The 13922-nt window shown below is 47.6% G+C and carries 27 protein-coding genes, 2 tRNA genes and 2 pseudogenes; 10 read left to right on the forward strand and 21 right to left on the reverse strand.

Annotation, left to right across the window (positions count from 1 at the left end; translation table 11 throughout):
* Positions 1–139: 139 nt before the first annotated feature.
* The 21 genes and pseudogenes from ACLJRU_RS04005 to ACLJRU_RS04105 all read right to left on the reverse strand — a co-directional run bounded on the left by ACLJRU_RS04005 (position 140) and on the right by ACLJRU_RS04105 (position 9117).
* Entirely contained in the window at positions 140–577 is a 438-nt protein-coding gene (locus tag ACLJRU_RS04005) for a lysis protein (RefSeq protein WP_001539193.1), read from the reverse strand.
* A complete protein-coding gene (locus ACLJRU_RS04010) occupies positions 574–1050 on the reverse strand; it encodes a glycoside hydrolase family protein (RefSeq protein WP_000229384.1) in 477 nt (158 codons plus the stop codon). Before ACLJRU_RS04010 ends, ACLJRU_RS04005 begins: the two co-directional genes overlap by 4 nt.
* Positions 1034–1357, reverse strand: a complete 324-nt coding sequence (locus ACLJRU_RS04015) for a phage holin, lambda family (RefSeq protein WP_000783734.1) — start codon at positions 1355–1357, stop codon at positions 1034–1036. Before ACLJRU_RS04015 ends, ACLJRU_RS04010 begins: the two co-directional genes overlap by 17 nt.
* 242 nt (positions 1358–1599) lie before the next feature.
* Positions 1600–1675: transfer RNA gene (locus tag ACLJRU_RS04020), tRNA-Thr, on the reverse strand.
* A 5-nt stretch (positions 1676–1680) separates the two neighbouring features.
* A tRNA-Asn gene (locus tag ACLJRU_RS04025) sits at positions 1681–1755 on the reverse strand.
* A gap of 62 nt (positions 1756–1817) precedes the next feature.
* Positions 1818–2336: an antiterminator Q family protein gene (locus ACLJRU_RS04030; protein WP_000027546.1), complete on the reverse strand. Its 519-nt coding sequence runs from the start codon at positions 2334–2336 to the stop codon at positions 1818–1820.
* Positions 2333–2512, reverse strand: coding sequence for a hypothetical protein (locus ACLJRU_RS04035; RefSeq protein ID WP_000219132.1), 180 nt, complete (start codon positions 2510–2512; stop codon positions 2333–2335). The genes ACLJRU_RS04030 and ACLJRU_RS04035 overlap by 4 nt, the downstream gene beginning before the upstream one ends.
* Positions 2493–2696 (reverse strand): phage NinH family protein, encoded by a 204-nt coding sequence (locus ACLJRU_RS04040; protein ID WP_000149925.1) that lies wholly within the window; start codon positions 2694–2696, stop codon positions 2493–2495. Before ACLJRU_RS04040 ends, ACLJRU_RS04035 begins: the two co-directional genes overlap by 20 nt.
* The gene (gene rusA / locus ACLJRU_RS04045) at positions 2693–3088 is read right to left on the reverse strand and encodes a crossover junction endodeoxyribonuclease RusA (protein ID WP_001539188.1); all 396 of its coding nucleotides are present in this window, start codon (positions 3086–3088) and stop codon (positions 2693–2695) included. The genes ACLJRU_RS04040 and rusA overlap by 4 nt, the downstream gene beginning before the upstream one ends.
* Entirely contained in the window at positions 3085–3366 is a 282-nt protein-coding gene (locus ACLJRU_RS04050; RefSeq protein ID WP_001218097.1) for a hypothetical protein, read from the reverse strand. The genes rusA and ACLJRU_RS04050 overlap by 4 nt, the downstream gene beginning before the upstream one ends.
* Positions 3344–3520, reverse strand: coding sequence for a protein NinF (locus ACLJRU_RS04055; RefSeq protein WP_000566855.1), 177 nt, complete (start codon positions 3518–3520; stop codon positions 3344–3346). The genes ACLJRU_RS04050 and ACLJRU_RS04055 overlap by 23 nt, the downstream gene beginning before the upstream one ends.
* Complete coding sequence (locus ACLJRU_RS04060) at positions 3517–3699, reverse strand: NinE family protein (protein WP_000113766.1); 183 nt, start codon at positions 3697–3699, stop codon at positions 3517–3519. Before ACLJRU_RS04060 ends, ACLJRU_RS04055 begins: the two co-directional genes overlap by 4 nt.
* 29 nt (positions 3700–3728) lie before the next feature.
* Positions 3729–3839 (reverse strand): annotated as a pseudogene (gene ninD, locus ACLJRU_RS04065) (protein NinD); the annotation flags it as partial.
* A complete protein-coding gene (locus tag ACLJRU_RS04070) occupies positions 3836–4708 on the reverse strand; it encodes a phosphoadenosine phosphosulfate reductase family protein (RefSeq protein WP_011264202.1) in 873 nt (290 codons plus the stop codon). The pseudogene ninD and the gene ACLJRU_RS04070, both read right to left, overlap by 4 nt.
* Positions 4705–5145: a recombination protein NinB gene (locus ACLJRU_RS04075; protein ID WP_023235271.1), complete on the reverse strand. Its 441-nt coding sequence runs from the start codon at positions 5143–5145 to the stop codon at positions 4705–4707. The genes ACLJRU_RS04070 and ACLJRU_RS04075 overlap by 4 nt, the downstream gene beginning before the upstream one ends.
* 73 nt (positions 5146–5218) lie before the next feature.
* Entirely contained in the window at positions 5219–5497 is a 279-nt protein-coding gene (locus tag ACLJRU_RS04080) for a hypothetical protein (protein ID WP_001749496.1), read from the reverse strand.
* Complete coding sequence (locus ACLJRU_RS04085) at positions 5498–7378, reverse strand: toprim domain-containing protein (protein WP_023235270.1); 1881 nt, start codon at positions 7376–7378, stop codon at positions 5498–5500.
* Between the two features lie 107 nt (positions 7379–7485).
* Complete coding sequence (locus tag ACLJRU_RS04090) at positions 7486–8334, reverse strand: replication protein (RefSeq protein WP_001539182.1); 849 nt, start codon at positions 8332–8334, stop codon at positions 7486–7488.
* Entirely contained in the window at positions 8321–8482 is a 162-nt protein-coding gene (locus ACLJRU_RS04095; protein WP_000166968.1) for a hypothetical protein, read from the reverse strand. Before ACLJRU_RS04095 ends, ACLJRU_RS04090 begins: the two co-directional genes overlap by 14 nt.
* 20 nt (positions 8483–8502) lie before the next feature.
* Positions 8503–8793 (reverse strand): CII family transcriptional regulator, encoded by a 291-nt coding sequence (locus ACLJRU_RS04100; protein ID WP_000424138.1) that lies wholly within the window; start codon positions 8791–8793, stop codon positions 8503–8505.
* A gap of 108 nt (positions 8794–8901) precedes the next feature.
* On the reverse strand, positions 8902–9117 hold the full coding sequence (locus tag ACLJRU_RS04105; protein ID WP_000447947.1) for a helix-turn-helix domain-containing protein: 216 nt from the start codon (positions 9115–9117) through the stop codon (positions 8902–8904).
* A gap of 100 nt (positions 9118–9217) precedes the next feature.
* Here ACLJRU_RS04105 and ACLJRU_RS04110 point away from each other — a divergent pair, with 100 nt between their 5' ends.
* From ACLJRU_RS04110 to ACLJRU_RS04155, 10 genes and pseudogenes are all read left to right on the forward strand, one after another.
* Entirely contained in the window at positions 9218–9850 is a 633-nt protein-coding gene (locus ACLJRU_RS04110; RefSeq protein ID WP_023138238.1) for a helix-turn-helix domain-containing protein, read from the forward strand.
* 369 nt (positions 9851–10219) lie between these two features.
* Entirely contained in the window at positions 10220–10522 is a 303-nt protein-coding gene (locus ACLJRU_RS04115) for a hypothetical protein (RefSeq protein WP_001539180.1), read from the forward strand.
* An 80-nt stretch (positions 10523–10602) separates the two neighbouring features.
* A pseudogene (locus tag ACLJRU_RS04120) lies at positions 10603–11208 on the forward strand (hypothetical protein).
* Between the two features lie 68 nt (positions 11209–11276).
* Positions 11277–11477, forward strand: a complete 201-nt coding sequence (locus ACLJRU_RS04125) for a hypothetical protein (protein WP_001539177.1) — start codon at positions 11277–11279, stop codon at positions 11475–11477.
* A 206-nt stretch (positions 11478–11683) separates the two neighbouring features.
* A complete protein-coding gene (locus ACLJRU_RS04130) occupies positions 11684–11842 on the forward strand; it encodes a protease FtsH-inhibitory lysogeny factor CIII (RefSeq protein WP_000141641.1) in 159 nt (52 codons plus the stop codon).
* Entirely contained in the window at positions 11823–12011 is a 189-nt protein-coding gene (locus tag ACLJRU_RS04135) for a DUF5444 family protein (RefSeq protein WP_000156731.1), read from the forward strand. Before ACLJRU_RS04130 ends, ACLJRU_RS04135 begins: the two co-directional genes overlap by 20 nt.
* The gene (locus tag ACLJRU_RS04140; RefSeq protein WP_000902090.1) at positions 12001–12144 is read left to right on the forward strand and encodes a hypothetical protein; all 144 of its coding nucleotides are present in this window, start codon (positions 12001–12003) and stop codon (positions 12142–12144) included. The genes ACLJRU_RS04135 and ACLJRU_RS04140 overlap by 11 nt, the downstream gene beginning before the upstream one ends.
* Positions 12141–12848 carry a Rad52/Rad22 family DNA repair protein gene (locus ACLJRU_RS04145; protein ID WP_001046989.1) on the forward strand — a complete coding sequence of 236 codons (708 nt, stop codon included), beginning with the start codon at positions 12141–12143 and terminating at the stop codon, positions 12846–12848. The genes ACLJRU_RS04140 and ACLJRU_RS04145 overlap by 4 nt, the downstream gene beginning before the upstream one ends.
* The gene (gene ssb, locus ACLJRU_RS04150; protein WP_001539175.1) at positions 12849–13355 is read left to right on the forward strand and encodes a single-stranded DNA-binding protein; all 507 of its coding nucleotides are present in this window, start codon (positions 12849–12851) and stop codon (positions 13353–13355) included.
* Positions 13356–13363: 8 nt separating this feature from the next.
* A complete protein-coding gene (locus tag ACLJRU_RS04155; RefSeq protein WP_001539174.1) occupies positions 13364–13912 on the forward strand; it encodes a 3'-5' exonuclease in 549 nt (182 codons plus the stop codon).
* The last annotated feature ends 10 nt before the right edge of the window (positions 13913–13922 follow it).

Below are 13922 nucleotides of genomic sequence, written 5' to 3' on the forward strand. Positions count from 1 at the left end.
TATACGGCAGTTCTCAGGCTCAACTTTCTGAAAGGCTCGGGTGATGTAATATGCGCGTGAGATGCGCTGTGAAATTCAGATGTAAAAAAAGCCCCGCATCGCGAGGCTCATTAAATGGACTTTGTGATTTGCAAAAAAATTATTTCAGGCACTGAGTCCTGATGTACTCCTGCAGGTAGTTAACCTGCGCGGTTATCCTGTCGATTCCACTTCGGAGACGGTAATAATTGAGTTCAGCATCTGCTGTAAGTCTTGGGCTTTCTCCATCGCCCATGCCGCTGGCTCCGGTCGTTGACTTTGCACAGGTGGCGGCGACTTGCAGGCGCTTACGACCAGCAGAAACATCAGCACGGAGACTTTCGATAGTCGCATTAGCATCAGCAAGCTCCTTTGTGTATCTGGCGTCAAGTTCTGCTACATCACGCTTACGCTTCTGCATATCAGCGATGATGGATGTGGCTTTATCGCGCTGCTCTTTGTAGGTAATGGCGTTATCACGGTAATGATTAACAGCCCATGACAGGCAGACGATGATGCAGATAACCAGAGCGGAGATAATCGCGGTGACTCTGCTCATACCTCAATCTCTCTGACCGTTCCGCCAGCTTCTTTGAATTTTGCAATCAGGCTGTCAGCCTTATGCTCGAACTGACCATAACCAGCACCCGGCAGTGAAGCCCAGATATTGCTGCAACGGTCGATTGCCTGACGGATATCACCGCGATCAATCATCGGTAAAGCGCCACGCTCCTTAATCTGCTGCAGTGCCACAGCGTCCTGGCTTTTGGGAGAGAAGTCTTTCAGGCCAAGCTGCTTGCGGTAGGCATCCCACCAACGGGAAAGAAGCTGGTAGCGTCCGGCGGCTGTTGATTTGAGTTTGGGGTTTAGCATGACAAGTTTGCGAGGGTGATCGGAGTAATCAGTGAATAGCTCTCCGCCTACAATGACGTCATAACCATGATTTCTGGTTTTCTGACGTCCGTTATCAGTTCCCTCTGACCACGCCAGCATATCGAGGAACGCCTTACGTTGATTATTGATTTCCACCATCTTCTACTCCGGCTTTTTTAGCAGCGAAGCGTTTGATAAGCGAACCAATCGAGTCAGTACCGATGTAGCCGATGAACACGCTCGTTATATAAGCGAGATTGCTACTTAGTCCGGCGAAGTCGAGAAGGTCACGAATGAACCAGGCGATAATGGCGCACATCGTTGCGTCGATTACTGTTTTTGTAAACGCACCGCCATTATATCTGCCGCGAAGGTACGCCATTGCAAACGCAAGGATTGCCCCGATGCCTTGTTCCTTTGCCGCGAGAATGGCGGCTAACAGGTCATGTTTTTCTGGCATCTTCATGTCTTACCCCCAATAAGGGGATTTGCTCTATTTAATTAGGAATAAGGTCGATTACTGATAGAACAAATCCAGGCTACTGTGTTTAGTAATCAGATTTGTTCGTGACCGATATGCACGGGCAAAACGGCAGGAGGTTGTTAGCGCAGCCTCTTGCCACCCGCTTTCACGAAGGTCATGTGTAGAAGGCCGCAGCATAACTATCACTGATGAATTCAGGATAGCCAGTGGCTACGGCTCAGTTATGGTGCTGGTTAACGGACTTGAACCGCTACCCGTTAGCTTACAAGGCGACCGCTCTACCATTGGAGCTAAACCAGCATGTCTGGCGGGACAGCGTGGACTCGAACCACGATAAGAAGGTTAACGGCCCTCCGTAATAACCTTTATACGACTGACCCAAATAAAAAAGCCACCGTTGCAACTTAAGAGTCACTAACGGCAGCTTACCCTCTAATTATGGCTAAATGGATAATTGCATGTCAAGACTTTTAACAACAACATGCTTAACTTTCTCAACACGTTTACGCATTTTGAAAGCATTTTGCATTGGCTGGTATAAAACAAATAATGATGCTTTCAGGATGTCGTCAATTTCATTTCTACAGGTTGCCAGTGAAGGTTTTCTCCATCCCTCGCCACCACGTCCACACATCTTGCGTGGCTTTGCAGTCGCGTGATAGTAGGATGCAATTGCTCGCTTAGAGGAACCATGTGCGTAGTAGCTGAGGAGGATGCCAAAGGCTTTCTTGTCAATGTACATAACGGAATCTACGACCTGAGAAATCAACATTCCGTCATCATCATTGCACATTGGCCTTGTCATCACTCTTGATGGTTCTACCCTCTCCATAAACTGCGCTATAACGCTGCTCATGCGTTTTTCGAGTCTTCCTGAATAAACCCATGCCCCCCATAGCTCAAGCCACCCATTAAGCCAGTCATGCTGCTCTTTAGTGAGGTTCAATTCTCGTATACTCATGCAGCATCGCCTCCCGCCGGCTTGTTCAATCCAAGCCGGTTCACCAGTTCGCGCTCTCGCTCATGCAGATAATCCATCGCCTTCTGGTGTTGCTCCGTCATCTCTCTGACGCTGCGTAATTCAGCTTCGTCACGTTCACGCTGCTTTTTCGCTTGGTTAATGCTGGTTACGGTCATAAATACCTCTCCCGCCCTGATGAATCATTAAAACGCCGTTAACGATGGCGTGATACCTGGCTTCTTTGTCGTACAGATAGCGCCTGACTGTGTTGCGGTGGCACGATAAGCGCCTGGCTACTTCTGTCTGGTTTCCGTATGTCTCAATGAGCATGTCTGGAATGGTTTTGACAGTGTGTGTCATGCGGCCTCCAGTAGTTCCGTAATCATTGGCAAATTCCCACACGTCTCAGTCACTACCAGCACAAGCATTCCGCCTTTAACCGCCTGACAGCGCTTGATGCGCATATCGTCTATCTGGCCGTCATCCAGCCAGAAGCCCGCACTAGTGAGTGCGTCAAAAACGGCCTTTGGTAGATTGTCCAGGTCGCGTTTGCGGTTATCGGGAGGTGCTGCGAGAATGGTGATTCTGATGCGGGGTGTGATTTTAAGGTCTAGCTGTTGTTGCTGAATTATTTCGATTACTTCTCGCCGGTATCGCTTTCCCCAATCGCTGATGTAGTGGATTCCTCGTGAGTGACGCCAGTAGCGATTATTGGATGGAGGCCACGGCAACGCTATACGGTATTCGTTCATCGCACTGTTACCCTCCCTTCGCGTGTTAACTTTTGCAACGTTAAGACAATGGCGCGGTCCATTTCTGAGCGTCGCTCTTCCCGGCTTAAATCTTTTCCGTTGTCTATGCGCTCATGGCATGGCGGGCAAAGCGCCGCTGTTAGGCTGTCGTCAACCTTTAGCCCTATTCCCTTTCCTTCGTTGCGATGCGCAGCCTGAACTCCATATCGACCACACAGAACGCAGCAATCTATCTCCCTTACTGCCTGAAGCCATTTATTGCTCCTGAATATCCTCATTAGACATATCTCCATTAGGGTCGCGGTATACCAGCCATTCGTTCACGCATTCAGCACAGGTGTAAATTTCATCTTGTGCCAGTTGCTTGTTACATCCTGCGCACATTGCCCTTGCTATGCTCTCTTGTTCATAACTTCGATTGGGGTCAATCATCGCGTTTTCCTCGCGCGTTCTCTAAGCCACCGGATATCCCACAGGTGAGCCGTGTAGTTGAAGGTTTTTACGTCAGATTCTTTGGGGATTGGCTTGGGTTTATTTCTGGAGCGTTTCGTTGGAAGGTATTTGCAGTTTTCGCAGATGATGTCGGTGATACTTCGTCGCTGTCTCGCCACACGTCCTCCTTTTCCTGCGGTAGTGGTAACACCCATGTTGGTGTTCTTTCACACCGGAGACACCATCGATTCCAGTAAGGTTGGTTTGGTCGGAAGCGGTTATCTTCTTTGCATTCACCGCACCGATAACATCGCATCATGCAGCTTCCCTCCCGAAGTCGAAATCAAGCTGCCCTCCAAATATTTCGCATGACTCAGAACAAGAGCCGGTATCGAATCTTTTAGCTCGTACCATGTCCTGATGCAGGGCTTGATAATCATTTTCTGAATACATTTTCGCGATACCGTCCAGCGACATTCTTCCTCGGTACATAATCTCCTTTGGCGTTTCCCGATGTCCGTCACGCACATGGGATCCCGTGATGACCTCATTAAAAACACGCTGCAATCCCTCCTCATCTTTGCAGGCAAGTCCGATTTTTTGCGTTGATTTTTTAATGCAGAATATGCAGTTACCGAGATGTTCCGGTATTTGCAAATCGAATGGTTGTTGCTTCCACCATGCGAGGATATCTTCCTTCTCAAAGTCTGACAGTTCAGCAAGATATCTGATTCCAGGCTTTGGCTTTAGCCGCTTCGGTTCATCAGCTCTGATGCCAATCCACGTGGTGTAATTCCCTCGCCCGAAATGGTCATCACAGTATTTGGTGAAGGGAACGAGTTTTAATCTGTCAGTACAGAACGCGCCGCCGACGTATGGAGTGCCATATTTCTTTACCATATCGATAAATGGCTTCAGAACAGGCATTCGCGTCTGAATATCCTTTGGTTCCCATACCGTATAACCATTTGGCTGTCCAAGCTCCGGGTTGATATCAACCTGCAATACGGTGAGCGGTATATCCCAGAACTTCACAACTTCCCTGACAAACCGATATGTCATTGGATGTTCACAACCTGTATCCATGAAAACGTAATGCACGTCTTTACCTGCCCGTCGCTTTTGCTCCATTAGCCAGAGCAAATATGCTGACGTCCTGCCACCGGAGAAACTAACGACATTTATCATGCAGCCCTGTCTCCCCATCTCGCTTTCCACTCCAGAGCCAGTCGCGCTTCGTCTGACCACTTAACGCCACGCTCTGTACCGAATGCCTGTATAAGCTCTAATAACTCCGCAAATTCGCTTACACGCATCCTGCTGGTTGACTGGCCTATTACCACAAAGCCATTCCCGGCAAGGTTAGGAACAACGTCATGCTGCTTTAATGCTGCGGTAAACACACACTTCCAGCTTTCTGCATCCAGCCAGCGCCCATGCCATTCAACCTGACGAGAGAGGTCACCTAAGCAGGCCCATAGTTTCCTGTTTTGGTCTAAGCTGCGGTTGCGTTCCTGAATGATTACTACGATTGGTTTGGTTGGGTCTGGAAGGATTTGCTGTACTGCGTGAATAGCGTTTTGCTGATGTGCTGGAGATCGAATTTCAAAGGTTAGTTTTTTCATGACTTCCCTCTCCCCCAAATAAAAAGGCCTGCGATTACCAGCAGGCCTGTTATTAACTCAGTGATGTAGATGGTCATTGCCAGTATTCCTCATTGTCACGGTCTCTCCATGTGAGCCATATATACTCATAGACGAACGGGATAAATGATTCAAAAAACAGTTTCCACTGCTCATCATAAAATCCTGTCGCTTTATCAACCATCAGCTCTAATGAATGCTTCCTCTTTGGTGGTCGAGTGACACCTGACAACCTTTCAAATTGCATAATGAGCTCTTCTTCGTCGATACATCTGTTCAAAACAGCAATGAAGCGGGGATTCAAAAGCATTTCAGGTATTATTTGGTTGTTCATTCAGTACTCCGTAACATTCTCCTGCCTCCACACTTCGTCATACTCCGACTTCGGCATGTTAGCTATGTAGTTGTATGGTGACGCACCTTCCATTTGCAGGAACTGGTGAGACTGCTCGTCAAGAAATAACGGCACGCCACCTTCCCACCCTTCCCCGTTTCGCTGCTTCTCAAGCATTAAAACAGATGCGGGCGCAGCAAGAAGTTGCTGGTCTTTCTCGTTAATTTGCTCGCCAGCATGAACGCGCTGTAACGCTCTCTCGCGAGCTTTATTGCGCCAGATGATAAACAGGTTATCTGTCAGGTCTGTAATCGCCCCTGAGCCTTTTACGTCCATCTTTCCGGTAGGTTTCTCCTCGCTGTCTCCCTTTCTGGAGTGAGTGACGAGGATAATGTGAGAGTTGGTTTTATTCTTGAAGTCGCACAGCGCGTCAACAAACGCCTTTTGTCCGTTGTAATCGTCATCGCCAATACCACACTTCATGAGACTGTCGATGATGAATAACTGGATGCCGTATCGCCGTCTTGCGTATGTGAAAATTTCAATCAGGCGTTCAGCCTTGGCTGTACCTGTCAGGCCAAATAACCATAGCCGGTCATCGTAAAACTTAAATGCTGATTCGATTTCCAGAACTGGCGGCATTTTGCAACATGTAGACTGCCGGGTCAGGCGTTTGAGCAGAATCCCGGGCTTCAGTTCAAGCGATGCGACGCATGTTTTTACCCCCTGTCTCATGGCCTCAAGTGCCATATGCCCGACAACCTCCGTTTTTCCATGACCGTTCACGCCATTGACAAGAGTTAACTCCGCCTCACGGAACTGGAAGTTGTAAGCCAGCGTTTCCCACGGTGGGTTAAACAGATACTGCTGCTTGCCGTAGAAAGCATTGATGGTGTCATGATAAAACTCACGGGCGCTGTAAAGCTCTTCGGGGTCGAAATATGACGCTGTCCCGATGTACTGCCAGATTTCATCCTCGGTGACGCCGTTCATCAGGCATTCGTTGATATCTTTGTGTGGCAGTGTAACCAGACGACAGCGATGTTCACCCAGTCGGCTTGCGATTTCCCTTGCAGCTTCGCGACCTACATCATCAACATCCATCGAAATGAATATTTCCTCAAACCTGTCTAGGTTATGGTATTCAAACTCAATCCACTGTTGTTTAGCGCCTTTCCCGCCACCGAACGGGACAGATAGCGCCGGGATTCCGTATTGTGCATAGCTCATGCAATCAATTTCGCCTTCGCAAAGCACAACCGCCCTCACGCCAGCATCGAGAGCCTGCCATCCGAACAGACAGGGTTCACAGTCACCTTCTGCCATGATGACTTTCTTCCCGTCCGGACGTTCGGTGCTGATTCTCTTGACCTGCAACAACTCACCATCGCGTTTGTACGGAAGCACCAAAGCATCCAGTCCTCGCTCTCCATTCCACACCTTGCCGCTGACAACCTCGTACCGCTTTACGACTTCTGGAGATATGCCACGCGATTGCAGGTACTCAAGATGGGATTCTGTTCTGGTAACGTAATGGGCGATTTTCTTGCGGTCAGGTCTGGAGAATTTCTTCTCACGTCTGGCGTCGAAATGGTGATCATCATCCTTGATACCGAGAAATGCCTTTGCCTCCTGCATAGCCTGATGCAGATTTATTCCCCGACAGGCCATCCACAAATCAAGCATGTCACCGCCGTCTCCCTCAGCGAAATCAGCCCATTTTTTCTTGCCGCTAAGGTTGACCTTAAGGCTGTTCCCCTTGTCACCGTTGACGTTACCGGCAACCCACTCATGCCCCTCTTTCTTGCCGTTTGGCAACAGGTGCGGGGCCACCCTGTCAACCTGCGCCCAAAGCAGGTCGCTAAGTTCACTTGGCCTCATGATTCCCTCAGATTGAGATTTTTAAACCAGAAATCGACAAACGAAATACTTAACCAGCCGTGGTTATAACCAGCGACCAGTAGCGATTTGATTCTGGATTTCATGGTTCACCTGTCGAAAAACACGTAGCCAGTTTTCGATACGGTGATTGCGGATGATGATTTGGATTGTGGTTGAATTGTTTCTGGCTTTTCGTCGTTCCAGCGCTGACCGTTCAGGTAGCTTGATGGTAACAACCTGTCGAATCCAAACTGCTTACCATTCCTGCATGCGATGTCTTCTGCCAGCATCGTGGCAAACTCGATTGCCGTCCCCCTGGTAGTTTTACGCCACTCCCTGAACTGTGTTCTGAATGCCGAAGCTGCGTTTTTCTTCCCGGCTTTCCGCATACCGGCACACCAGAATATTTCCTCGAATGCCTTATCGGTTTCTTCGTGACGGCCAGATGATTTTTCACACTCCGTCCGAACGCTTTCGGACATAATGTTTTTATCTTGTATTTCTTTCTTTTGAATAGTGTCTTTTGTGTCCCCCTGTTTTGAGGGATAACACTCCCTCAAATTGAGGGATGTTTTATCCCCTGTTTTGAGGGATATTCCCTCATTTTGAGGGATGCGCCATTCTGAGATGTTTTTATTTGGTCCAAACATGCCGCCTTGCTGCTTGATAATATTCATTCTGACGAGTTCTAACTTGGCCTCATTGCACCGTTTGACGGGTAACTTTGTAATCTCGCTAAGTTGAGAATCGGTGATTCTGTCCATTGGTTTATTCCACCCATAGGTTTTACGCAGAATGGCAAGCAGCACTTTAAAATGTCGCTTGGTCAGATCTGCACCTGAATAAGCCTCAAGCAGCATATTTGATAGTCTGGCGTAACCATCATCGAGATCTGCCACATTACGCTCCACGACCGGTTCTAACGGTCTGTAGTCTGCTAACTTAACGACGCCCATGTTTCACTCCTGCTTTGGCTAGTCTGTAAACACCAACAAGGCGCTCTGCGAACGCCCTGTTATTTGCTGCGGCTACCACTAATCCCTCAGGTGAATCAGGATGTCGAATCTCTTCTTTTTCCTGGTATTTCTTACTACGTTTTGTCATAATTACCTCTCCTAATGCCCTTAGAAATCCATCTGGATTTGGTCAGAACGCTCGGTTGCCGCCGGGCGTTTTTTATTTCTCGGCATCACAGCTTCCACCGCTTGCCTTGCCACTTCCCTGATTAAGCTCGTCTCCCATACCTTCTCCAGAAGAACGAACGTCACCGCCATATCCTGAATGTTCAGGCGGCTTACTTTTGAATCAGACCATCCCGCCATCTTTGCGAAATTTGTCTGACCCATTGATACGAGCCGGGCGCGAAGCTCTGTTTCCACTTCGCGTATCTTTTTGCTGTGATTTGTGAGTTCCATTACTTAGTATTTCCTGTAGTTAATAGTTAGTTGTGCGCATTCGTTGATGCGCCTTGAAATATGTTTACCGCGTTGTCGGCGGTTCAGATTGGTAAAGAGCGGTGCAGACTAAGCTGCTTTGTTTCTTTTCTTGCCATACAGCAACCAGCTTGGATCACACTGGAGAGCTGTAGCTAGCTCAAGCAGGAAGCGCGGACGTTTTGTTTCACCAGACTCAATCTGTTGGATTGATTGCTGTTTCATCCCAGCCTTTTCAGCCAACTGAGCCTGAGTCATTTTCAATTCTGTACGCTTCTGTTTGAGGCGTTGTGAAATGGTTTCCATATGTTCACCTCTACAGTTTCATCTGTATTGTCTAACAGTTATTTCTGTTTGTCAAATACAGTTTCAACTGTGAGGATGGAAACCCATTTTGGAGGATGCTATGAGCCTTGCAGAACGAGTAAAACAAAGAAGAATTGAGCTTGGATTGACGCAGACTGAAGCAGCAGATAGAGCTGGAATCAGACAACAGTCATGGGCAAGCATAGAGGATGGAAAAACTCAGAAGCCCCGGAATATCGTGGGGATAGCTAGCGTCCTTAACTGTGACCCGTCATGGTTATTGAATGGGGGTCATTTCCAGCCAGTTTCTGAAGTGAATTCAAGGAGGATACCTTTGATTAGCTATGTTCAAGCAGGTGCTCTAGCATGTAAAAGCCCCATTGAGGCTTTTGATGGGAGTTTTGAATATGTCATGACAGACATGGATTGCTCTCAATTCACCTTTGCTCTAAAAATAATTGGCGACTCTATGGAGCCAGAATTTAAAGCTGGCGACGTCATAGTTATCGATCCCGAGATTGAGCCCATGCCCGGCGAGTTCGTTGTCGCCAAGAATGGAGAGCATGAGGCAACATTCAAGAAATACAGGCCTATAGCATCCTCACTAGGAAGCGATTCCACATTTGAGCTAGTTCCCCTCAATTCAGATTACCCGACCATAAACAACATCGGTAGAGACATAAAAATCATAGGAACTATGGTCGAGCACAGAATCTATCGAAGAAAAAGATAACCCCCCCCAACACTCCAAACACTAAAGCCGACGAAAGTCGGTTTTTTTGTGCCTCAAGAAAATAAATTACTCAAAATTACAACAACATGTGTACTTTGCGCGGTAAATTACAGTTTTGTCTGTTGAAGTTATTACAGTTTTATCTGTATATTTAAGCCATCAGCAGGACGCTGGTAGGCAAACGGAAAGGCAACGCTCTTTAACTTCGATGATGTGCTGACAAAGCGCGAACAAATACCAAACTAGATGGGTTTGGGTTGCAGGTAGAAGCCAACCTCTTCGGCGGAGGCGCTCGGCAATGAGTACGCGGTCAGGGTTAGTCACCTGGCTATCTGCAACACCAAAGCCATTTCACATGAGGATTAAATCATGACGGTTATCGTGTACGGGAAGTCAACGTTTGCAGGCAATGCTAAAACTCGCCGTCGTGAGCGGCGCAGGAAGCTCGCAATGGAGCGCGACACCATCTGCAATATCATCGATTCAATTTTTGGCTGCGATGCTCCTGATGCTTCTCATGAGGTTAAAGCTAAAAGAATTGACCGCGTTACCAAAGCCATTTCGCTTGCCGGAACACGTCAGAAGGAAGTTGAAGGAGGATCTGTACTTCTTCCAGACGTAGCACTTTACGCGGCTGGTCATCGTAAGTGTGGGCAAATTACCGCTAGATAATTATTCAGGCAGCAGCAAGCCTCTCATCTAATCAGGTCGCAATGCGGCTTTTTTATTGCCAAAATTTAAGGAATAACAACATGACCAAAGAAATTGTGACATTCAAGGGATTTAACAAAAACCTAAAGTGCCGTGACTTTCAGTTTGAAATTGGCAAGACCTTCCATCACGATGGAAAAGTGGAGGCTTGCGGTTCTGGATTCCACGCCTGTGAATGTCCTTTCGATGTTTTCAGTTATTACTCTCCTGCAGACAGCCGCTTTGCAGAAACCATCTCCTTCGGTATTACTGACCGCGAATAAGATGGTGACACCAAAATCGCCAGCGCCAGCATAACGATTAAGGCAGAGTTAACGCTTCCTCAGTTCATTCAACGTGGTATCGAATGGATTTGGAGCAAGATAGATAAGTCTCTTGAGCAGCAGATCATGTGTGGCAACCGGTCAGCGGCAACTAACACTGGCGACTGTTCAGCGGCAGATGTTTCTGGATCACAATCCGTAGCAGCGGCGTTCGGCATTGAAGGAAAAGCTCGCGCATCAGAAGGTGGTGCAATCGTCCTCTGTTATCGCGATGAAGATGGCGAACTGATTCACATCCGCGCAAGCAAAGTTGGCGAGAACGGTATTATGCCGAATACATGGTATCAACTGAATGAAGATGGTGAGTTTGTAGCGTGTGAGTGATGCACCTATAGCAGATTGCGCAGTCTGCTATGTGAGCAATATCGCATAACTATGATGAGAAATTTTAAATGGGCAGAAAATTTAAAGTTTGGCTAGATTCAGGCGCAAATATTCATTCCTGCTATAAGCAGGAAATTGACATTGAAGAGGATCTTGGTATCTCTGATGATGAATGGGACTCATACAGTGAAGGGGATAAGGATGAAATTATGAAGGATGTTGCATGGGAAAGAATGGATTGGGGGTTTGAAGAGATAGAAAGCGAATAAGCACTGTGTATTCATTACAGTGAGTGAATACACGGAGCAATATCGCTCGTAACCAAACGAGGACGACGACTCGTTCTGGTTAATCGAAAAATCATCCCTTGATGTTATTTGCCGCTCGCAGTCAGGGCGGCTTTTTTCGCATATCCACAGCGCTTCATATCGAGGCGTTTTCGCTATGCCAATAAATAAAAATGGAGAATCCAACGATGACATTTGCTATCGCGGGCGGTGCCGTCATGGGTATCGCCCAACTTAATGAATCACTTTTAGAGCGTATAACCAGAAAATTACGGGCCGGATGGAAACGTCTCGGTGAAATTCTTAATCAGCCAGGAGTACCACGCCATGACCATTACGCCTGTTAACGGAACAATTCTTGTTCAGCAAGGAAACAGGGAGTTCAACAAGCTATATGAGAAAGTATTTCCGGATACAAAGCAGGGAATGTCTGATGCGTATACATGGGCTGCCGGAATAGCTCTTGGTTGGGATAAGTGGCAGGACGAAGAATGGGAGGCGCGTCATGTTGCATGATTTTGATGATGAAGAATTTATTGCTCTCATTTCTCCTGAAATTGAGGAAGAAGTGGAGCAGCAAATTAACTTAGCCGCAGAACGGCAGAATCCGGTTATTAGCTGGGATGAATTTGCGGGGTATTACTCATGAATCTGGATCAGTTAGATGAACCATTCAATCCTGAAGATATCGAGTGGAGAATACAGCGAAGCGGAAAAACACGCGATGGGATGGTGTGGGCTATGGTGCTTGCTTATGTCACGAACAGAGCAATCATGAAACGCCTAGACGATGTTTGCGGCAAAGCAGGATGGCGCAATGAATACCGCGATATTCCCAACAACGGCGGCGTTGAGTGCGGCATATCAATCAAGATTGATTCCGAATGGGTCACCAAATGGGATGCTGCTGAAAACACGCAGGTAGAAGCCGTCAAAGGTGGTCGTTCCGGTGCAATGAAGCGCGCTGCCGTTCAGTGGGGAATCGGCCGTTATCTGTATAGCCTTGAAGAAGGTTTCGCACAAACATCTCTCGATAAAAAGCAGGGATGGCACAGGGCAAAACTGAAAGATGGAACAGGATTTTACTGGTCCCCTCCATCGCTGCCGGGCTGGGCAATCCCAGAATCAGATAACAAACCATCACCAGAAAATACCAACCAGAAATCTCCATCGGTTGACTGCGAGCAAATTCTGAAAGACTTCAGTGATTATGCGTCGACAGAAACTGACAAGAAAAAACTCATCGAGCGTTATCAGCATGACTGGCAATTAATGGACGGCAATGAGGATGCGCAGGCTAAATGTGTTCAGGTAATGAACATCAGAGTTAACGAACTAAAACAGGCGGCATAAATGGCTAGTAGAGGAGTAAATAAGGTGATCATCTTAGGCCGGGTCGGACAAGACCCGGAGGTTCGTTATTCACCATCAGGGACGGCGTTCGCTAACCTGACAGTCGCTACATCAGAGCAGTGGCGAGATAAACAGACTGGCGAACAAAAGGAGCAGACTGAATGGCATCGTATTGCCGTGGTAGGGAAACTGGCTGAGGTCGTAGGGCAGTATGTGAAAAAAGGTGATCAGGTTTATTTCGAAGGAATGTTGAAAACCAGAAAGTGGCAAGACCAGTCAGGGCAAGACCGTTACACCACAGAGGTTCACGTAGGCATTAATGGCGTGATGCAGATGCTCGGCGGAACTGGTGAAAGCAAACAGCAAGCTGCCAGTAGGCAAACACAGAAACCACAGCAGCAATCAGCACCTGCGCAACACAACGAACAGCCTATGAACTTCGACGATGACATACCCTTTGCGCCTGTAACTCTCCCCTTCCCTCGTCACGCTATTCACGCAATTTAAGGACTTACATGAATCATTTAATGGTTGACCTTGAAACAATGGGCAACGGGCCATACGCACCCGTTATTTCGATTGGGGCAGTATTCTTTGATCTGAAAACTGGAGAAACAGGAGAAAACTTCTCGGTTAATATCTCGCTCGAGTCATCAATGCGATACCGGGCGCGTCCTGATGCTTCAACCATTTTATGGTGGATGGAACAGGGAGAAGATGCCAGAAAATCGCTAACCAATGGCACTCAAGAGCTTTCAACGGCTCTTTCATGGTTATCAGACTTTATCGCAAAGCACGCCAACCCTAAATTCGTTCAGGTTTGGGGAAATGGCGCATCATTTGACTGTGTGATTCTACGAAATAGTTATGCGCTGACCGGGCAACAAGCACCGTGGCAGTGGTGGAATGACCGCGACGTCCGAACCATCGTTGAGCTTGGAAAGGAGATCTTATTCGACCCTAAGCGAGATATGCCATTCGAAGGAACTCGCCACAACGCGCTTGATGATGCCATTCATCAGGCCAAATACGTTTCAGCCATCTGGCAAAAGCTAACTAAATAACCAGTCGGAG

The organism is Salmonella sp. SAL00653, from assembly GCF_046552515.1.
GTDB classification, from domain to species: Bacteria; Pseudomonadota; Gammaproteobacteria; order Enterobacterales; family Enterobacteriaceae; genus Salmonella; species Salmonella enterica.